The 20,365-nt window shown below is 44.6% G+C and carries 19 protein-coding genes; 9 read left to right on the forward strand and 10 right to left on the reverse strand.

What is annotated here, in order from left to right:
• Positions 1-74 precede the first annotated feature (74 nt).
• The 3 genes from AB6E52_RS15715 to AB6E52_RS15725 all read left to right on the forward strand — a co-directional run bounded on the left by AB6E52_RS15715 (position 75) and on the right by AB6E52_RS15725 (position 1,219).
• Entirely contained in the window at positions 75-431 is a 357-nt protein-coding gene (locus tag AB6E52_RS15715; RefSeq protein WP_102320754.1) for a hypothetical protein, read from the forward strand.
• A 94-nt stretch (positions 432-525) separates the two neighbouring features.
• Entirely contained in the window at positions 526-675 is a 150-nt protein-coding gene (locus tag AB6E52_RS15720) for a hypothetical protein (RefSeq protein ID WP_017062658.1), read from the forward strand.
• Positions 676-793: 118 nt separating this feature from the next.
• Positions 794-1,219, forward strand: coding sequence for an N-acetyltransferase (locus AB6E52_RS15725; RefSeq protein ID WP_347231776.1), 426 nt, complete (start codon positions 794-796; stop codon positions 1,217-1,219).
• Here AB6E52_RS15725 and AB6E52_RS15730 read toward each other — a convergent pair.
• Positions 1,163-2,749 (reverse strand): BCCT family transporter, encoded by a 1,587-nt coding sequence (locus AB6E52_RS15730; RefSeq protein WP_102320755.1) that lies wholly within the window; start codon positions 2,747-2,749, stop codon positions 1,163-1,165. The two genes, AB6E52_RS15725 and AB6E52_RS15730, sit on opposite strands and share 57 nt — an antisense overlap.
• Positions 2,750-3,225: 476 nt before the next feature.
• On the opposite strand from AB6E52_RS15730, the gene AB6E52_RS15735 reads away from it, so the two are divergent.
• Both AB6E52_RS15735 and AB6E52_RS15740 read left to right on the forward strand, forming a co-directional pair.
• The gene (locus AB6E52_RS15735) at positions 3,226-6,393 is read left to right on the forward strand and encodes a chitinase C-terminal domain-containing protein (protein WP_102320756.1); all 3,168 of its coding nucleotides are present in this window, start codon (positions 3,226-3,228) and stop codon (positions 6,391-6,393) included.
• A gap of 294 nt (positions 6,394-6,687) precedes the next feature.
• Positions 6,688-8,151, forward strand: a complete 1,464-nt coding sequence (locus tag AB6E52_RS15740) for a sensor domain-containing diguanylate cyclase (protein WP_102320757.1) — start codon at positions 6,688-6,690, stop codon at positions 8,149-8,151.
• 135 nt (positions 8,152-8,286) lie between these two features.
• Here AB6E52_RS15740 and AB6E52_RS15745 read toward each other — a convergent pair whose 3' ends face one another.
• Positions 8,287-8,541: a YgjV family protein gene (locus AB6E52_RS15745; RefSeq protein ID WP_017068159.1), complete on the reverse strand. Its 255-nt coding sequence runs from the start codon at positions 8,539-8,541 to the stop codon at positions 8,287-8,289.
• Positions 8,542-8,809: 268 nt separating this feature from the next.
• On the opposite strand from AB6E52_RS15745, the gene AB6E52_RS15750 reads away from it, so the two are divergent.
• The 3 genes from AB6E52_RS15750 to AB6E52_RS15760 all read left to right on the forward strand — a co-directional run bounded on the left by AB6E52_RS15750 (position 8,810) and on the right by AB6E52_RS15760 (position 11,238).
• Positions 8,810-9,406, forward strand: coding sequence for a DUF4136 domain-containing protein (locus AB6E52_RS15750; protein ID WP_102320758.1), 597 nt, complete (start codon positions 8,810-8,812; stop codon positions 9,404-9,406).
• A 178-nt stretch (positions 9,407-9,584) separates the two neighbouring features.
• Positions 9,585-10,769: a D-alanyl-D-alanine carboxypeptidase family protein gene (locus AB6E52_RS15755; RefSeq protein ID WP_017064476.1), complete on the forward strand. Its 1,185-nt coding sequence runs from the start codon at positions 9,585-9,587 to the stop codon at positions 10,767-10,769.
• Between the two features lie 175 nt (positions 10,770-10,944).
• Positions 10,945-11,238, forward strand: a complete 294-nt coding sequence (locus tag AB6E52_RS15760) for a YkgJ family cysteine cluster protein (RefSeq protein ID WP_080582263.1) — start codon at positions 10,945-10,947, stop codon at positions 11,236-11,238.
• A gap of 166 nt (positions 11,239-11,404) precedes the next feature.
• Here the strand turns inward: AB6E52_RS15760 and AB6E52_RS15765 are convergent, their stop codons facing one another.
• The 6 genes from AB6E52_RS15765 to AB6E52_RS15790 all read right to left on the reverse strand — a co-directional run bounded on the left by AB6E52_RS15765 (position 11,405) and on the right by AB6E52_RS15790 (position 17,010).
• Positions 11,405-13,081, reverse strand: coding sequence for an RluA family pseudouridine synthase (locus tag AB6E52_RS15765; RefSeq protein WP_102320759.1), 1,677 nt, complete (start codon positions 13,079-13,081; stop codon positions 11,405-11,407).
• A 150-nt stretch (positions 13,082-13,231) separates the two neighbouring features.
• Complete coding sequence (locus tag AB6E52_RS15770) at positions 13,232-13,852, reverse strand: glutathione S-transferase family protein (RefSeq protein ID WP_017064479.1); 621 nt, start codon at positions 13,850-13,852, stop codon at positions 13,232-13,234.
• Between the two features lie 35 nt (positions 13,853-13,887).
• Positions 13,888-14,919, reverse strand: a complete 1,032-nt coding sequence (locus AB6E52_RS15775) for an NADP-dependent oxidoreductase (protein WP_102320760.1) — start codon at positions 14,917-14,919, stop codon at positions 13,888-13,890.
• Between the two features lie 143 nt (positions 14,920-15,062).
• Positions 15,063-15,653 carry a TetR/AcrR family transcriptional regulator gene (locus tag AB6E52_RS15780; RefSeq protein WP_102320761.1) on the reverse strand — a complete coding sequence of 197 codons (591 nt, stop codon included), beginning with the start codon at positions 15,651-15,653 and terminating at the stop codon, positions 15,063-15,065.
• Positions 15,654-15,833: 180 nt separating this feature from the next.
• The gene (locus AB6E52_RS15785; protein WP_017062642.1) at positions 15,834-16,307 is read right to left on the reverse strand and encodes an FKBP-type peptidyl-prolyl cis-trans isomerase; all 474 of its coding nucleotides are present in this window, start codon (positions 16,305-16,307) and stop codon (positions 15,834-15,836) included.
• Positions 16,308-16,383: 76 nt separating this feature from the next.
• Positions 16,384-17,010 carry a thioredoxin domain-containing protein gene (locus AB6E52_RS15790; RefSeq protein ID WP_017062641.1) on the reverse strand — a complete coding sequence of 209 codons (627 nt, stop codon included), beginning with the start codon at positions 17,008-17,010 and terminating at the stop codon, positions 16,384-16,386.
• Between the two features lie 258 nt (positions 17,011-17,268).
• Between AB6E52_RS15790 and AB6E52_RS15795 the strand changes: the two genes are divergently transcribed.
• Positions 17,269-17,904, forward strand: a complete 636-nt coding sequence (locus AB6E52_RS15795) for an OmpA family protein (RefSeq protein ID WP_029235219.1) — start codon at positions 17,269-17,271, stop codon at positions 17,902-17,904.
• 109 nt (positions 17,905-18,013) lie between these two features.
• Here AB6E52_RS15795 and AB6E52_RS15800 read toward each other — a convergent pair whose 3' ends face one another.
• Entirely contained in the window at positions 18,014-18,373 is a 360-nt protein-coding gene (locus AB6E52_RS15800; protein WP_017062638.1) for a glutaredoxin, read from the reverse strand.
• 89 nt (positions 18,374-18,462) lie between these two features.
• The gene (gene norR / locus AB6E52_RS15805) at positions 18,463-20,055 is read right to left on the reverse strand and encodes a nitric oxide reductase transcriptional regulator NorR (protein WP_017062637.1); all 1,593 of its coding nucleotides are present in this window, start codon (positions 20,053-20,055) and stop codon (positions 18,463-18,465) included.
• Positions 20,056-20,365: the final 310 nt, after the last annotated feature.

Genomic DNA, 20,365 nt, shown 5'->3' on the forward strand with positions numbered 1-20,365 from the left:
AAACATGGTATTTATAAGGTTGAAGTGTTTTAATATGAAAAACAGACGCTTAACGTAATAAAGAAAACCAGTTTATGCAATTTCGAGCCATTTTACTGCTATGCCTTACCCTAATAGGGTGTTCGTCCAATCAAGAGTTGGTACCCGACCCAACAACCATCACGCTATTTTATGGTGATACATCCATCGCCGCAGGTGTTTTAGAGGATAAAACATTCAGTTCAGTCCTTGCCGATAGGGTTGAAAGCGTTACGTTTTCGGGCTCAATATCAAAGAAAGACTCTGGCTATTTTGTCGATATGTTAGTGATTCGAGAAACAAAAGAGCCACGTTCAACACGACAGCTTAACACCTCGCTTCTAATGAAACCGGGAGAGTTAGTAGATGTTGGCGGCGTGAATAACGATGTGTTCAGGGTAATCCTCGAGTAACAAAAATAAAGTGTTCAATTAATCTGATTTTTTGCTTTACCTCAACCTAACTTCAAGTCTTAAGCTTCTCTTACTGATTAAGAAGGATCTTATTATGCAAAATAACTACGTAAAAGAACTCGCCGTTAAAACTTACCAAGAAGACCTTCAAAAAGAGTACGTTAGATCTAAAGCTCAGCCATTCCACGCCCCAAGTTTTATCGGTGGGGTGCTGTTGTCAGTTGTGCTGGTAGGACTGTTTTAATTTATGCAGAATTTCTGATCCATTGCCAACTCTCAACATATCTATTTGCTGCACTTTAATGCTTACGGCACAATCTCTTAGGTTGAATTGTGACGCTAATGTCGAGAGGAAGTGAAGTATGGCAAGTCCAAGAGTATTAAAGTCACAGATTACTGATATTACCTGTGGCGAGAATGTCACTATCATCGAGCCAAGTAACGTTTATGGCTGTGAGCTTAAAGATGATGTGTTCGTTGGCCCCTTTGTTGAGAATCAAAAGAACACCGTGATAGGTGCGAGAAGCAAGATTCAATCTCACACCTTTATCTGTGAGTATGTGACCATTGGAAGTGACTGCTTTGTTGGTCACGGAGTCATGTTTGCCAACGACTTATTCAAAGAGGGCAAGCCAGATCCTAATCCTGAAAGTTGGGGGCGTACCTTGATAGCTGACAACGTCACGATCGGTTCTAACGCTACGCTACCCGAAACTAAATCGGGTCAGGTATTAAGCGATACCTTGATCTCTTGCCATCTGCTTCGCGATCTTCGGCGCGTGCCATAGACTCGGGAGCAAGATAAACGATACCGGAACCGCTGTGATTACAATGAACGACTGTAGAGCGGAGATGCCGCCTGAACCCATCGAGATAAGTGTGATCGCTACCGCACCCATGATGATACCCCAGAAGGTACGTACCGCTGCGTTTGGCTCTGTCGTACCCGTCATTACCACACTGATTGTGTAAGTCATTGAGTCACCTGTTGTCACGATGAACGTGGTCGTCAGGATCAGGAACAGAATTGCAATCAAAGTCGGGAACGGCAGTTGAGCGGTAATGGCCAGTAGCACAGCAGGAAGGTTAAAGCCTTCGAATGCACTAGAGATCACACCTGGGTTCTCTAATTCAAACGCTAAACCGCTACCACCAACGATGCTGAACCAGAAACACGTTACAAGCGGTGCAACGATGCTGATAGAAACGATCATTTGGCGAATAGTACGGCCACGTGAGATGCGAGCAATGAAGATCGCCATCATTGGGCCATAACCTAAGAACCAACCCCAGAAGAACACAGTCCAGCCACCTAGCCATGCTGTATCTTGGCGGTATAGCGCCATTGGGATGAAGTTATCAACCATTTCGCCCATACCTTGCAGGTAGCCATCAACGATGAAGCTCGTTGGGCCAACAAGAAGGATGTAGCCGATTAGACACACAGACAAGATGATGTTGTAACGGCTTACCAGTTGGATACCTTTGTTCACGCCGCTCAAAGCAGAAAGCGTGTACATTGCGATAGCAAAGATAATAACAACACTTTGAGTTGCAAAGCTGTCTGAAATGCCAAACAGTTCGCTCAGTGCGTAGCTGATTTGTAGGCCAAGGAAGCCGATAGGGCCGATAGTACCTGCGGCTACAGCCACGATGCTGCATGCGTCGACAACGTTACCAACCCAACTGTTAATCGCTTTGTCGCCAAGTACTGGGTAAAGCAGAGTGCGAGGCTTAAGAGGAAGGCCTTTGTCGTAATGCAAGTGCATTAACACGATGGAAGACAAACCACCTAAGATTGCCCATGCAAGGAAACCCCAGTGCATGAAAGATTGTGATAGAGCATTGAACGCCATCGCTTGAGGATCTGCGTTGCCATACAGTGGCGGAGCTGAAACAAAGTGAGCAATAGGCTCTGCGGCTGCCCAGAACACCCCACCGCCGGCTAGCAGCGTACATAGGACGATAGACATCCATTTAAAGGTGGTCATTTCAGGTAGGGCAAGCGTTCCTAAGCGAACGTGGCCAGTGCGACCTAGTGCAAGCACTAAACCGATAATGAAGTTGAGAAGTAGTAGGACTTGCCAGAAAGCACCGAACCATTTAGTTGAATAACTAAAGCCGATGTTTACAAGTTCGGACAACACGGAGGTGTTGGTGAAGGCTAGGATGACAAAGAGGGTTAAAAAACTGCCACTAAGCCAAAAGACTGGGTTTCCGAGTTCCAGTTTTTCACCCAAAGATTGAGCTTTATTGAAATCGATAGAAGTAGATTCTGCGTTGATGTTTTCGTTGGCGACTTGCGTCAAGTTGGACATTATTTCTTCGCTATATTTGGCTCTTTCGAGCCTATGTATTTCTCCCACACTTGCATTGGAAATGTGAGGTTCGTCAAAAAAATCCGCGATACTACCACAATTGTTAAGGAAAAGTGGGCAAATTTAGAAAAGAAATCAGTTCTACGGCGAAATCAATCCCTTTTGGTTAGTTTTAAAACGAAATTTCAGAACGAACAAATAAAGCAGATATGAATAGAGTTTTGTAATTAAGGATACGAATTAGGCGATATTTTTTAGCGTACCGAAATAAATTTAATATTAGTTGTTCGTGCAAAATAAGTGTCGACTCATTGCATGCTATAAACAAATTAATGCGAGTCATTTTATAAATATCGAATATTTTAGGTGTTAAATTGGCACTGTTACCTACAGTTGTTTTGCGAAGAGATTTAAGTGATGAGAAATATGACACTTAAATTAAGCATCTTGAAACAATAACTTAAGGGACAGCTAACATGCACCTAAACCAAGGAAGAGTGGCCAAGAAGGTTTTTACACTCAGTACTCTCACCGCGTCATGCTTAATGGCGTTCAACAGCTACGCGGCTGTGGATTGTTCAACGTTAGAAGCGTGGGATTCCGCCACGGTGTACACCGGTGGTGATCAGGTTTCACATGACGGCAGCGCGTACTCAGCGAATTACTGGAATCAAAATAACAACCCGAGCCAATTTGAGGGTGACTATGCACAATGGAAAAAGATTGATGTGTGTAGTGGTGGCGGAGGTGGCGGTACGCCAAATGAAGTACCAACGGCTTCATTAACGGCACCCTCTGCTTCTGACGTGATTACTGAAGGCGATAATGTTGTATTGAGTGCAACAGCACTAGATTCTGATGGCAGTGTGGCTTCGGTTGAGTTCTTTGTTGATGGCGCATCTGTTGCGGTAGTCACAGCGGCACCTTTCGAAGCGACTTGGGCTGCAACGTCGGGTAATCATCAGGTTTCTGTTGTTGCAACGGATAATGAAGGCGCAGCAAGTGTTGCAAGTGCGGTTTCTGTTTCTGTTGATTCAGCACAACCAGGGAATGAAGCACCGACAGTTTCAGTTGCACTTTCAGTGACATCTGTTGATGTTGGTGGTGTAGTCACACTGACAGCAACGGCAGCAGATAGCGATGGCACGGTTGATAAGGTTGATTTCTACGTAGCGGGTGCTCTTGTGGGCACTGCTGCAACGAGCCCTTACACGTTAGATTACAAAACAACTCAAGCGGGTTCTTTAGCGGTTTACGCGAAAGCAACAGACGACCAAGGTGCGACTGCAGATTCTGCGTTGGCATCTTTGACCGTGAACGGCGCTCCAACAGTGAGCACATGTCGCCCTGATGGCTTATATCAAACTCAAGGTGTCGATGTTCCTTACTGTACAATTTACGATGATGAAGGCCGTGAGAAAATGGGCGCAGACCATCCCCGTCGTGTCATTGGTTACTTCACAAGTTGGCGTGCAGGGGATGATCCACAAGCTGCTTACCTAGTAAATGATATTCCTTGGGAACAACTCACACACATTAACTACGCTTTCGTGAGCATCGGTTCAGATGGCAAAGTAAACGTCGGTGATGTAAACGATCCAAATAACGCAGCGGTTGGTAAAGAGTGGCCGGGTGTGGAAGTTGATCCGGCATTAGGCTTCAAAGGTCACTTCGGTGCATTAGCGACAGCGAAGAAAAAACACGGCGTGAAAACGTTAATCTCAATCGGTGGTTGGGCTGAAACAGGTGGTCACTTCGCGACTGATGGCAGCCGCGTGGCTGATGGTGGTTTCTACACCATGACGACCAATGCTGATGGTTCTATCAACCATCAAGGTATCGAAACATTCGCGACTTCAGCGGTCGAAATGCTGCGTAAGTACCAGTTCGATGGTCTAGATATCGATTACGAATACCCAACTTCTATGGCTGGCGCAGGTAACCCATACGACAAAGACTTCATGGAGCCGCGTCGTCAATACCTGTGGGCGTCGTACCAAGTGTTGATGAAAGTGCTACGTGAGAAGCTCGATGCGGCGTCTGCGCAAGATGGCAATCACTACATGTTAACGATCGCAGCGCCTTCTTCTGGTTACCTATTACGCGGTATGGAAACATTCGATGTAACCAAGTACCTCGATTACGTAAACATCATGTCTTACGACCTTCACGGTGCGTGGAACGATCACGTAGGTCATAACGCAGCCTTGTTTGATACGGGTAAAGATTCAGAGCTAGCGCAGTGGAACGTATACGACACGGCGGCTTACGGTGGTATTGGTTATCTGAACACGGATTGGGCTTACCATTACTTCCGTGGTTCTATGCCAGCAGGCCGTATTAACATCGGTGTGCCTTACTACACTCGTGGTTGGCAAGGCGTAACGGGTGGTGAGAATGGTCTTTGGGGCCGAGCAGCACTGCCAAACCAATCTGAATGTTCAGCGGGTACGGGTGAAGGCGAGAAAAACAACTGTGGCCATGGCGCTATTGGTATCGACAACATGTGGCACGATACCGATCCAAAAGGTAACGAAATGGGCGCGGGTTCTAACCCTATGTGGCACGCGAAGAACCTAGAGAAGGGTATTTGGGGCTCTTACGCTGAAGCTTACAAGCTTGATCCTGTGAATGATCCTTCAGATGTTCTAACGGGCACTTACACGAGAAACTACGACAGTGTGGCGGTTGCCCCTTGGTTGTGGAACGCAGAGAAGGGCGTATTCCTTTCAACAGAAGATAAACAGTCTATCGACGTGAAAGCGGACTACGTTATCGACAAAGAGATCGGCGGCATTATGTTCTGGGAACTAGCAGGGGATTATAACTGTTATGTTCTCGATGCGAATGGCAACCGAAGCTCTATCGATACGACTGAGCAAGCGTGTAACAGCGGTAACGGTGAGTTCCACATGGGTAACACCATGACGAAAGCTATCTACGATAAGTTTAAGTCTGCAACACCATATGGAAACAAAGTAGCGACGGGTGCTATTCCAACAGAAGCGCTAGATATCGCGGTATCGGTTGGTGGCTTCAAAGTCGGTGACCAAAACTACCCAATCAACCCTAAGATCACGTTCACGAACAACACAGGGCAAGCTCTTCCGGGTGGAACTGAGTTCCAATTCGATATCCCAGTATCTGCACCTGATAACGCGAAAGATCAATCGGGTGGTGGTTTGACCGTGATTGCTTCAGGTCATACTCGCGCGGATAACATCGGTGGACTAGATGGAACCATGCACCGAGTGGCGTTTACGTTGCCGACATGGGAAGAGCTTCCTGCTGGCGGTGTGTATGAGTTAGACATGGTGTATTACTTGCCAATTTCTGGCCCTGCTAACTACGCGGTGAATGTCGGTGGCGTTGATTACGCGTTTAGCTTCGAGCAGCCAGATCTACCATTAGGTGATATCAGTTCAGGTGGCGGTAACCCTGGCGATGGTGGCACCAATCCAGGTACATGTGATACGGCAGGTTTAGCGGTTTACCCAGACTTACCTCAGAAAGATTGGGCAGGTAACCCAAGCCATGCAAACACAGGAGACCAAGTGGTTCACAACGGTAGTGTTTACCAAGCAAACTGGTGGACAAGTTCTGAACCGGGTAGCGATGGTAGCTGGACTCAAGTTTGTTCTTAATTTAATGCTAAGCAAACTATTTATAGACAATAGAGTGTAGTAATAGGTAATAAACACAAATGCTTTTAAGTCTATTTATCAGGAATTAGTATCAATTAAGTAATCAATCTAGAGGTAAAATCAAAAAGCCGAACTGAATCCAGTTCGGCGTTTTTGTTATAAGTCACAGATTACGTATAGAAACCCTTAAAAATATCGACACTCGTTCAGTAAAAAATAAAAACATGATATAAAACAGTCTGTATATAAGAGAAGTCACAGCGTTACCTGAAATTATAAATCTACGGGGTAATCTTGAAAGTCAGACGTAAATACATTCTTAGTTTCTCAATTGTGCTGGCCGTAGTTTCTCTGCTCCTCTCTGCAGTTCAATTCAACCGAACGAAAGAATCACTATTAGAATCCAACCAATTCTTCTTTCGTACTATTGTGAACGCGAGTTACGACATCGTAGACACCACAGTCAACGAAGCGATCAAAACCTATCTAAAAGGTGTGACTGATACCGTCGCCTCTCACGCACTGCGTGTCTCTCCAGAACAAGAAGTTGAAGAAGTCATTCGAATTGCCAACGAATTGGTGATTGGAGAGTCTGGTTATATCTACCTGATGTCACCACAAGGTATTCATCTATATCACCCGTTTTTACAAGGGAAAAATCGCGCGCATTTAACCCATATTCAACAACAACTGAGCTTACAGTCTGGAATGACCCAATACTCGCACGCCAATCCACATGAAGTTGGCAAGCGTGCGAAGGTCGCATATTCAGTGAGGCTACCGAGTGGCAATACATTGGTGGCGACCACCTATAAAGATGAACTGATGTACCTGGTTGATCTCGAAGCACTTAAAGACAAATTGAGAAAGTACTCGTATGGCGATAGTGGCTATGTATATATCGTTGATTTACAAGGCACGTTAGTCCTTCAACCTAACTTTGAACACGAGCACTTAAAAACCTTGATTGATGACTCTTCAGAGTTGCTTATCGATAAAGTCGCCGATGAACCTGAAGGTCACTTTAGTTACTCTATCTCTACGGCAGATGGCACGACGAGTAAAAACATCTTCTACAAGTTTTATCCGTATCTTAATTGGGTTATTTCTGCTGGTGTCTTAGAACAAGAGCTCAACAAAAACCACAGCTTGTTGTTGGCAAGTTTGATGACGTTGGTTGTTAGTCTACTGAGTATCATTGTTGTTCTGGTGCTTTATTTGCGACATCGTCACTTAAAGCTCTTAGATGTGGCTAGCCTCGATTACCTTACTGGGCTTCCTAGTCGACGGAGTTTTATCGAGCAGCTAAAACTGAAAATTACTCAGAAGTCACCTTATCCGATAACGAATGTCGGCGTCATTTTGCTTGATATTGACCATTTCAAACGGGTCAACGATCAATATGGTCATGCTCAAGGCGATAGGGTTATCTGTGCGGTCGCAAAGTCACTTAAGAGATTTGTTAATCGTCGTCGCTTGATTGCGCGCTATGGCGGTGAAGAGTTTATTTTGGTGACGTTTGATTGTGATGAACATGAGTTATTCGAATTATCAGAGGCGTTACGGTTATGTGTTGAGCAACTTCAAGGCTTAGTGTCGCCAGTAACAATCAGCGCTGGTTGTTGCCATGCTCAAGCACTGACTGACATTGAAACCGCTATCGATAAAGCCGACAAAGCGCTTTATCAAGCAAAAGAGAGTGGACGTAACAACACTCAAGCGTATCGAGAGAACGAATATCACGTTGCTTACATATGATCGGTTGAAAGCCTCATTGAATTGAAAAGTTTTGTTCACACAAATCGAGCTCTTGAGAACGACAAACACAAAAAAGCCCAAATAGATCGCTCTATTTGGGCTTTTTCAGAATTATTTGAAAGGCTAATCGTTAATTTAAGCTTTCGCTGCTTTCATCGCTTCCGTTTTTTTTTCCTTTTGCATTTTTGCAAGGAAGTAGATGTTTACACAAGCGATAAAGCCGTTGGTGGCTGCAACTGGCCATGCGTCAATCATGATGCCGTATGCTGTGAAGAGTGCACAGCCAATAAAGTTAAGGACACGCAGACGAACGATATCTTTCATTGTTAATGAAATTGCGACCATAATAGACGCAGCGTAACCTAAAATTTCAACCATATTGAATTCCATTGTTTGACCCTCTTAAATTTGCCGATACTTTGTCGGTACCAATTCTTCTCTTCATGAGATGATTGAGGAAGCTCCGTGCCTCGAATGGTCTGGTTTTGTTTAACGGGGAGAACTATACCAACTCTGTTTTTGTGATTAAACCCCCAAAACAGACAGAGGTGAAGGTTAGCGATTACGCAAACGTTTAATGACCTTTCTATTAACATAATTACTATTTATGTTGGAGGTTGAATTGATAGTTATTCTTATATAGGTAAGGAAGCCTCGAATGATAAAACGATCCATTTGTGCAACAAAAAGCATAAAAAAAGCAGCACTATTGGCTTTGATGGCTTTGATGGCTATTGGGCTGACCGCATGCTCTACGCAAGAAATACCACCCACACACAATTATGGTGTGGTCACTAGCGGTGACTTTGGTTTCATGAAACACGGCGTGATGACGTACTCCTGGCACCCTGAGTCAGAAAAGGTTTACCTTTCTCAAAAATACGATGAAACCGTGGTAACCGATTTAGTGCGTGATTCGATTCAAGAACAGCTCTCAAGTAAAGGTTATCAGTTAAAGCAGGATGGTGTCGGTGATGTTGTTGTAGGCTTTGGATTAGCGGAAGAATCGGAACTGAACGATGAGTCTATCTTCGATGCGATTAGGCTATCTACTGGTGTGCCATTTTACGATGGTGAAGGTAAAGTCGCGGAGAAAGGGTCGTTGTACATTGCGTTTTTCGTACCTAACTCAGAGGTCGTACAATGGCAAGCATTAGCACAGTCTGGCATCCAACCTGATTTAGAGCCAAGCGAGAGCAAACAGCGTATTACTGGCTTTGTTGAAATGTTATTTAGACGCATGCCTGAGCGATAGCATTAGGCGTTGAATGCATTCGTGGAGTAAATATTAGTTGTGGAAAATATGGTCAGATCGCAGATTATACTTTTTTATTTGTAACGAATGGTACAAATACGTAAAGCAACGTAAAGTTCGCGCTTCTTTTGCTAGCATTTGTCTATACTGCTCAAAACGTTAACTTAGGTTTGATTCAATGAAACTGTTTTCCAAATACTCTCTCCCTCTATTAAGTATATTCATTGTAAGTAACGCCGCGATGGTAAGTAATGCAGCTATCGCAGCACCTTCTATAGTACCAAGCCCACCTAGCCTAGGCGCAAAAGGGTATGTGTTAATTGATTTTAATTCTGGTGATGTGCTGGTAGAAAAAAACGCACATACGAAGTTAAACCCAGCAAGCTTGACCAAACTGATGACCAGTTATGTGGCAGGTCAAGAGATGAAGCGAGGCAACATCTCTGCTGATGATCAGGTACGAATCAGTGAGAACGCGTGGGCGAAGAACTTCCCAGACTCTTCAAAAATGTTCATCGAAGTAAACACCGATGTAGCAATGATGGATCTTTATCGTGGCTTGATTATTCAATCCGGTAATGATGCTAGCGTTGCGATTGCAGAGCATGTTGCAGGCTCACAAGATGCATTCGTTGACCTGATGAACTCTTGGGCTACCTCTCTGAAGCTAGAAAACACCCATTTTGCCAATGCACATGGTTTGGATGCAGACGACCTCTATTCGACTCCTTACGATATCGCGTTACTCGGTCGTGCCATTATTCGTGATTTACCGGATGTGTATGGCTTATACAGCGAACGCTCTTTCAGTTACAACGGCATCACTCAACATAACCGTAATGGCTTGTTGCGTGATAGAAGCTTAACCGTTGATGGCATGAAAACGGGCTACACCTCTGGTGCTGGCTACAGTTTGGCGAGTTCAGCGACACAAGGTGAGATGAGACTTATCGCGGTTGTGATGGGCGCATCAAGCGTTAAGAGCCGTGAATCAGACAGCAAACAGCTGTTGAGCTACGGTTTCCGTTTCTTCGATACACTAAACCCGCATAAAGGCGGCGATCAAGTGGCTGAAGAGAAGGTATGGTTTGGTGAGCAAGACACATTGAAATTAGGTGTGGCAGAAGACACGTTCATTACGTTGCCTAAGTCAGACAGTAAAAAGCTGACTGCATCTATCGAGCTTAACTCTGAACTGAAAGCGCCAATTGCAGAAGGTCAAACTCTAGGTGTGGTTCATTACACCGTTGATGGCGAAGATGTTCAAACTCAGCCTTTGATCGCGCTTGAAGCGGTTGAACAGGGCGGTTTGTTCAAACGTTTAATAGACTACGTTAAGCTGTTCTTCGCGAGCCTGTTCTAAATAGAGCCTGTGGCGATAAGCCGCGCTGAAAAGTCGAAATATTATGGGTGTTGTGAGTGAATCACAGCGCCCTTTGTTATTTCTACATCAATGAAAACGCCGCGCCGCACTATCTTTATTAGCCGTAGCGGGCGGTTTCGATTACTATACGCAAAATTTAGCAGTGTAGTCACTTATGACGATAGATATAAAGAACGTAACCGAACCCGAAGTAACCTGTGCAAATTGTCAGGCATGCTGTTGTCGTTTAGAGGTTATGATCATCACAGATACGGGCGTACCTGAAGAGCACATCGCTTATGATGAATGGGGCGGTGAAACCATGAAGCGCTTAGACGACGGCTGGTGTTCTGCGGTAGATAGAGAAACACTGATGTGTACTATCTACGAAAACCGACCATGGATCTGTCGCGAGTTCGAAATGGGCTCTTTCGAATGTGTTGACCAGCGCAAAGATGTGATGGGCTAGGCGTCTGCAGTATTGAACTCAGTAACTAAAGTACGCTAATGAACTGTGATAATCACATTAAAATTAAATATCAGGGTTCTATACCTTAAGCAGTTGTAGAACCTTGATGCGTTTTATGAGATCAAATATTGAGTGAGATAAGAGTCTTAGCTCGATAAGTTAGAGTTTAGAACTCGGAAGGCACTTCAAACTCCATCCATTCACCGGTTGTCGGGTGAATCAACTTTAAGTAGCCAGCGTGCAGGTGTAAGCGCTCGCGTTTGTATCCGTATAAGTCGTCACCACGAATAGGTACACCAAGCCCTAATGGATGAGCACAGTGCACTCGCAGCTGGTGGGTTCGCCCTGTTTTAGGGTACAAGTGAACCTTGGTTTTGCCATTGTGAGTGCTAACCACTTGCCAATGGGTCTCTGTATTTCGGCCGTGTTGGTGACAAACCAGTTGTCTTGGTCTGTCCGTGATGTCGCCGCGCAAAGGAAGGCTGATATTGCCAGATTCGCCCGTTATCTCGCCATCTAACAAAGCGGTGTAGCGTTTCTCTACGGTTCTATTAATGAACTGCTTCTGAATATGCTTGTTTGATTCCGCCGTGAGCGCCAAGATCAACAAACCTGACGTCGACATATCCAACCTATGGATAATCAAAGGACCAGTCGCATCCGGGTAACGCGCTTTTATGCGGGTATAAACTGAATCTTCGATGAACTTACCGGGAACCGACAAGAACTCTTCAGGCTTATTGACGACTACGATTTCATCGTCTTCATAAACAATATTAAAAGACTTACCAACCGCAGGGTTCACGATAAGCGGGTTATCTTCTAGCTCTATGCCACTTAACTGGTGTTCGAGGATCTCAAAGCTTTTACTCTGACAAACAGGGTAGAGGTTTGCGTGTTGTCGAATGATGTCTGTAGGCGGTAATCCCCACCAAAACTCAGATAATGCTAACGGCTTGAACCCGTGTTCAAACGCAAAGTTAAGCAACTTAGGTAGGCAGCAGTCACCAGAGCCTTCAAGCGCGTCTTTACCATCGAGCAACTCGAGTAAATTCTTAGATTGCTTGGCTTGATTGATAAAGCGATAGTGAGAGAGGCGTTGAGTTTCCAACTGTTGTGAAACTGCTTGGTGATCTTGCTTACGGTTTTTCAGTTCGCTTTCAATCAAATCAATTTGTGATTGGCGCTCTGCGATCTTCTGTTTCCACTCAATACGAAGTGCTTTTAGGTCACGTTTCTCTTGGCTACTTTGATTGCCCAGTTGTTTGAGCAAATTCGCCGCTGACTCTAGATTCCCTAAGGCTTTTTCTTGATTGGCTTGTTCTCTGAGTTCGTTACGCTGAGCTTTGTTTGCGGCCATTGCTAACTGAAAGGCTTCGATAGCTTTTGCTGATTCGATTTTTAACCCTTCAAGCTCGGCCAATAATGTGTCTAGATTGTGCGACTGTTGCAGCTTTTCAATGTCGTCCGAGAGCTGCAATTGTCGAGCAAGGTTCGCACTGTTTTGAGATTGAAACTGTTTTGAATCGAAGGCTGGTGGAACAAAGTGAATGTTGTTTAACTGAGAGACCAAAGCCGGATCTAACTGCAAGCCTGAAAACGCAGAAAGGTAACCTAACCCTTGTGTGGTTGGATTCTGAACAAGAAGCACAGCGTAGAGATTACCTTGCGAGGTTTCATTCACACCACAGTCGACAAGTGATTGCTGAAGCTGCAGCATAGCGAATTCACACACAGGGTGCGGGGTATAGTAATACGGAAACGTAAAACGAGTCGGTAGCGCTAAATCGACATTCGTGTTTGCTAGGTGCAGAGGTGTGTATTGAGCGAGGTTTGTTGGCATTAAGATCAAACTCTATGGCTGTTCAGTTAGAGTTCGGTATTGTTGTCGAAATGAAGACAAATGAGAAGCCAAAGCAGAAGATAAATCGGCTTTGGCTTCATTTAGTTTCTTGTGTTTACTCTAGCAAGCACGTGTTTGAGTGAAACTCGATCAGTTCGAGTGTTCTAGCTCTACTTGCTCAGCTTTTTGGTAAGCAGGGTGGCTCTTTAAAAGTTCACCGTATTTAGCGATGTTAGGGTAAAGCGCAGTTGCACCAAAGTTACCCACGATTTCTACGATGAACGACATCATAAAATCTGCACCTGTTAGTGTGTCTGCAACCAAGTAGGTTTTACCTTCAAGTGCATTATTCACGTAAGTGAGGATCTTTTGGTTTTCGTCGTCTGCATAACCGCCTAGGAAGTTAGTTTCGCAGCCGTCTTTCATCACAAAGATCTTAAGTAACATTGGCAAAATACCTGAACTCTCAGCGAAGTGAAGCCATTGCGAATACTCAACGTAGTTTGCGGTGCCGCGTGTAGGTGCGAACTTACCCTGACCGTATTTGTCGATTAGGTATTCCGTGATAGCACCAGATTCAGTGATCACGACGCCATCGTCTTCAATGACAGGAGATTTACCCAATGGGTGAATGGATTTGAGTTCTGGTGGTGCAAGAAAAGTGACACTGTCTCGTTGGTAGGGTTTGATTTGGTAATCTACCCCAAGCTCTTCCAATAGCCAGATGATGCGCTTTGAGCGCGACTTATTCAGGTGATGCAAAGTAATCATGATTCTACCTAGTTAACGGGTTCAGTTTATTGAATTTATTTAGCTTCGTTCGTTTTGATAACAAGCTTACCGAAGTTCTGACCTTCCAATAGGCCCATGAATGCTTGTGGCGCATTTTTTAGACCTTCAACCAGGTGCTCACGATAGTGCATCTTGCCTTGAGACAACCATTCTGTCATTTGAACAGCAAATTCGTTGTAACGGTGTGCGTAGTCATCAAAGATGATGAAACCTTGCATCTTAATTCTTTTAACAAGCAGCATACCCATCAGGCTAGACATACGATCTGGTCCTTCAGGCAGTGAAGTCGCATTGTATTGAGAGATAAGGCCACACACAGGAATACGAGCACCTGTGTTAAGCAGAGGCATTACTGCATCGAATACCTTGCCGCCAACGTTTTCAAAGTAAACGTCGATGCCGTTGTCACACGCTTTAGCCAATTGCTCCGCGAAGTCGTCAGCTTTGTGGTCGATGCATTCATCAAAGCCAAGAATCTCTTTCGCGTACTGACACTTCTCTTGACCGCCTGCAACGCCGATAACACGACAGCCTTTTAGTTTGCCGATTTGTCCAACGGTTGCGCCTACAGCACCTGTTGCTGCTGCAACGACTAGCGTGTCGCCTTCTTTAGGTTGGCCGATATCAAGCAAGCCCATGTAAGCAGTAAAACCAGGCATACCCATGATGCCAAGCGCGTAAGAAGGGTGCGTTGGTTCTTTACCTAGTTTGATAAGGCCTTCACCGTTAGACACACCAAGATCTTGCCAACCTGTGTAAGCCAGTACCCACTCGCCAATTTCGTAATCAGCGTGGTTTGATTCTTCAACCTGACATACGGTTGCGCCTACCATCACTTCATCAATCGCAACGGGATCTGCGTAGGATTTAGCATCGCTCATACGACCACGCATGTATGGGTCTAGAGAAAGGTAAACTGAGCGAAGTAACATCTCGCCGTCTTTGATGCTTGGCGCAGCTATTGTCTCTAAACGGAAGTTGTCTTGAGTCGGTGCGCCAACTGGGCGAGAAGCCAATACGATTCGGCGATTGTCTTGTTGAGTCATTGGATGTCCTTAATTGTGTATTTTATACATTTAGAATTAGACCAGTCGTCTAGTCTTGTTGTCTAAAAATCCCGCCGTCATCAAATTGATAAGAGGGCGGGTGATTTTTTTAAGTTAAAGCCAATAAAGCGCGCTGCGCGTTATTAGCTTTCACCTTTTAAAATTCGTTCGGTAAGGCTCAAAGCTGACTGTAAGCTATGTGAGCTTTGGCTCAGCTTGCTCAATAAGCTGGCGCCTAACCACATTGAGTATAGGTTCTGAGCTGCTTCTTGGCTCTCTTCAACCTTTATGGAGCCATCTTCAATACCGCCGACAATGCACTGTTCGATGGTATTCGTCACTTTTTCTGCACCCTTTAATAGCGCTTGGCGCATAGGATCAGAAAGATCAGAAACTTCCGCGCTGAGTTTAACGACCAAGCATTTATGAGCATTGCAGGTGCCGTTTTCAATCTGTGACCATCGAGTGAAATAACTGACAATTCTCTGGTAATGGTTGCCTTCACCATGAACCAAAATAGTTTCAACTCTGCTGATGTAGGTCTCAAAATAGTGCTGGATCAGAGCCTCGCCAAATTGCTCTTTCGATTTAAAGTAGTGGTAAAACGACCCTTTCGGCACGTCCGCTTCTTTAAGCAATTGCGATAAGCCAACGCCGTTAAAGCCGTTGTTCACTATTAATTGGTAGCCAACATCTAAAATATGCAGGCGTGTGTCATTCGTTTTTTCGTTCATGGGCGGTACTATAAGTTAAATTAGACCAGTCGTCTAGTGGTCGGTTTTCGAGGGTATATTTGGTCGTTGTTACAGTAGCTAAATAGCTAAATAGCTCAATATCTAAAGAGGCTTCAAATGTTCAGATATAAAAAAGCCCCGACATAGCGCGTATGTTGGGGCTTAAATCAGTAACTTCGATTATTTGATAGAGATGAGTTCTACATCAAAAATCAGAGTCGATGATGGTGGGATAGGGCCTGAACCGCCTTTACCGTAAGCTAGAGTGCTTGGAATAAATAGACGAACTTTTTGGCCTTCAACCATGTAAGTCAAACCTTCTTGCCAGCCTTTAATTACTTGCTTAAGAGCAAATGAGATTGGCTCGCCGCGCTCAACAGAGCTGTCGAAAACAGTGCCGTCGATTAGCGTACCGTGGTAGTGAACCGTTACTTTGCTGTTCTTAGTTGGGTGCTCTGTGCCTGTACCTTCTTCAAGAACAAGGTATTGAAGACCGCTTTCAGTCGTAATCACGCCTTCTTTAGTGCCGTTTTCAATTAGAAATTGTTGGCCTTGTTCGAAGTTTTCTCCGCCAGACTTATGATTCGTCCAAGTACGGTAAATCATGAAACCCGCCAAAAGAAAGACAATGACCGGGATGACAAATTTAGACATAGTAAAACCTATTTATATTGAGTGCTGAATTTCGTAGTTAATACAAAATGTGTTAATCAGTTGACTAAAGCCGTGATTATGGTTGAGTCAAAAGGTAGTTGATCGTTTTTGCAATGCCAGCAACGTCTTGGTGACCTGCTGTTAGTACTTGGTATTTACCGTTGATGATAAAGGTTGGTACTGAGTTGATCTGACCTTTTACTGAGATCTCTTCTGCTTGCTTAACGTAGTCGAAAAGAGCGACTTGCTGTTCTTTATTCAGCTGGTATGGGCTAACCAAACCACGAGAAGTAAACGCTGTCTCTAGTGCTTGTTGACGCTGCTCAGGTGTTGCATCTGCACCCATTTGAACGGCACCAAATAGGTCGTCCATGAATGCATGGTCAGGCGTCGCATCAAGCTGCATCACTGCTGTGTAGTAGATCATTGCGCTGATTTGAGCGCTTTCGTTGAACGTCACGTGCATCTTGCCAATAGTTTGGTCTGTTAGAGATTCAATCTCTGGAATGGCACTTTCCATTTGACGGCAGTGACCACAGTTAAGAGAGAAGATTTCAGTGATCGGAGACAAGTTAAATTCTGTTAGAGCAGTAGGAAGCGCTTCGTATTGAACGCCTTTTTGTGGCTCGTCTGTTTCACTACAACCCGCGATAATGAGTACGGCAGCGAGTGCTGTGATGAATTTAGTAAATGGTTTAAACATAATGTTTGCTCTAGCGTTGAGAAGTCGTGAGATTCTAACTATTTAGTACGAATTGGAAAACAATTATAAGGTAAATAAATGCAAACAGTTCGAACTAGCGGCTGAAGACAAGCTAGTAGACGGTTAACTGTGATCAACAGCACTTTTTTGGGTTCTGCTTTCTTTTCGTCTAAAGTTTTTCCCTCGGTGCCGATATAGACATTAGTGAATGGTTTATCTGCATGAGTGGTTGGTGAAGTAATGAGATATTTAGCGATAATGTTAAGCATAGCTTTGGCTGGGTGTGAAGCCACGTCACCAACTGACTTACTTGGCGGTGACATGCTAGAGACTGCACCACAAACCGATTACGACTTGATGCATCCTGAATGGGGTGTGGTTCAAACGACTCATGTAGCAAGCAATCGTGGGTACTCTATCCAGAGTAGCACTCATCAACACAGAACCATCACGACCAACTACGGACGTGGCGTTTCGACTAACGACCCACTGGAAGTCTTTTTAAGACAAAACCGCATCGATTTTGAAGTGTTGCCGGGTAACCATGTGATGGTAAAGCTTGAGCAGCACGTGAACTTTAAAACAGGTTCAGCATTCCCTGAGCCAGCGTATAATCAATGGCTAGATACGCTAGGCAGCTACCTTGCTCAACGCCAAGATATTGATGTGGTGATTGAAGGGCACACCGATAACACGGGCACAGATCGAATCAATGATCCGCTTTCAGAGCAGCGAGCAAAAGAAGTGAAGGCTCGATTAGAGAGTAACTACGTATCAAGTCGTTCCATCTATACTCGTGGCTTCGGTGAGTATGTTCCAGCTTGTACGAACGCTTCTGCGCAAGGCAAGGCGTGTAACCGCCGTGTTGAATTGATGCTGATTGTCACGAAGTAGTCGTTTGAACTTTCGCGCCCAATTTGAAGCGATTAACGCCAAATAACAGACATAAAAAATCCCTCACATTCGAGGGATTTTTTGTATCTGACTTTTGTTGCTTTATTGCTTATGCAAACTGCTTTTCTAAGTAAGTCACGATATCTGAAGATTCGTACATCCACTCAGTTTTACCGTCTTTTTCGATACGTAGACAAGGCACTTTCACACGACCGCCGCCAGCTTCAAGCTCAGCACGGTGTTGCTCGTTGTTTTTTGCATCACGAAGTTCAAATTGAACCGACTGACGTTTCATCGCGCGGCGCACTTTCACACAAAATGGGCACGCTTCGAATTGGTATAACGTGTGCGTTTTTGCTTGCTCATTTACTTTGCTTTGTTCTTCTTGAGAACGCTTCACACCACGTGGGCTGAAAACAAAATTCAATAACAAGATGACACGACCTAAGAACCAACGGATAAACTTCATAACTCTCTCTACATATTTAAAATTAGCGTTACAATTTGCAGCATTATATACACAAGTTTTGTCAGATGCTCGCAACAAACCGCTAATATCTATTTTGTCCGTTCGATCGTATGAGACTTAGCCACATTTAGCCCTAAACGCTTAGACAGTCGAGTTAGATTTGCTCGGTCTGTTTTCAGAACTCGCCCTGCTTGTGCCCAGTTAAAGTTGGCATCTTCCAACACCTCAGTAATGATACTGCGTTGAAAATCGTCCGTTGCACCACGTAGCCCTGCAGAAAGGTCGATCGTTGGTGTCGATAATGGTGTGTTTTTCACCTGAGTCGTCGCAATTGGCTGATCTTGGTCTAGAGGACCACAATCTTCCTTGGTGATTGTCACCAGGTTTTTATTGGTGCTGCGCGCTAACGCTTTCAATGCGGAACGACTGATCACATGCTCAAGTTCACGCACGTTACCCGGCCAACCATAACGGTTTAGGAAAGAAAGAACGTCGGAGCGGAACTTAACTTGGTTGATACCAAGCTTACGACGCGCTTGTTCTAAGAAGAAACCCGCTAATAGGCTGATGTCGTCACCACGATCTTTCAGTGCTGGCACCGCGATAGGATACACACTCAATCGGTGGTACAAATCGGCTCTGAATCGACCGTCTTCAACTTCTTGTTTTAGATCTCGGTTTGTCGCTGCCAATACTCGCACATCAATGGTTTGAATGTTGTCTTGGCCAACCGGTTGGATTTCGTTGTTTTGCAGCGCACGTAGGAGCTTACTTTGAGCGGCCAAAGGCAATTCACCAATCTCATCAAGGAACAGTGTGCCACCATCGGCTAAAGCAAATTTACCTAAGCGGTTTTTGTCTGCGCCAGTGAACGCGCCACGAACGTGACCAAACAGTTCACTCTCTACTAAGTTTTCAGAAATTGCAGCACAGTTTACGTAGACGAGTGGGTTACGTTTACGTTGAGATTGGTGGTGCAGGGTGCGAGCCACAAGCTCTTTACCAACCCCGGTGTCACCATGAATCAAGATATTAAACTCAGATGGAGCTACAACAGCGATGTCGTTCTTAAGCGCGACCATGGTGTCACTGTTACCAATCAACTCACCGCCGTCACGTTCCCACGCTTCTACGTTCAATTCTTCGAGTAATTGCTTTGACTGTTTTGCTTGATGCTCAAGTTGCGAGAAGGTCAGTGCCATCTGCATGGTTGAGGCTGCAATAGCTGCCAGTACTTCAAGGTTCCGCGCCGGAATATTCGCGAAGACATCAGGTTTCAAGCTATCTAGAGTCAGAATGCCCAATAACTTGTCGCCAAATAGCAAAGGCAAGCCCATACAAGCATGCATTGGTAAATCGCCATCATGGTCAATAAGCAAACCATCGAAAGGATCGGGTAGGGAGCTGTCAGCATCGAAACGAACAGGAGAGCGAGACGCGCAGATCTCTTCAAATCGTGGGTGTTCTGAAATGATAAAGCGACGACCGAATGTATCTCGGCTGAGCCCTTGCATTGCGATAGGTACTAGCGTGTCGCCTTGAAGGCTTAAAAGCGCGACACAATCACACGTTATGGTTTTGCGAATGGCATCGATCAGGCGATTGAAACGATCTTGATCGTTGACACCACTTGCGAGGCCAATGGTCATTTCCATGAGGGTAGATGCGGAGATATCTTGCATAAAAAACTCTAACTGTGTGTTTATCTACATAATAGAGTCTTATTGACTTAAAAAAAAGGTCTTTTTGACATTTTTATAAGATGAGTTTTGAGAAGAAAACCAGTAATGACGGGGATTGATAAAGTTGGCACTGATTGTGCAGAAGATACAGAGAAGCCCAATTATAGCGCTGATTAAACAGACTATTCTTGATCTCAATCAATCAGGTTGCGCGATTTTTTGAAATGAAAACGAGTCAAAATAACTCAGTTTCTAAAAATAACTAAGGTTTCAGAAAATCGATAAGTCATTCTTAATTTTTAGTAGTCAA

It is taken from the genome of Vibrio sp. 10N.247.311.13 (assembly GCF_041467595.1).
In the GTDB taxonomy this organism is placed as follows: Bacteria; Pseudomonadota; Gammaproteobacteria; order Enterobacterales; family Vibrionaceae; genus Vibrio; species Vibrio crassostreae_C.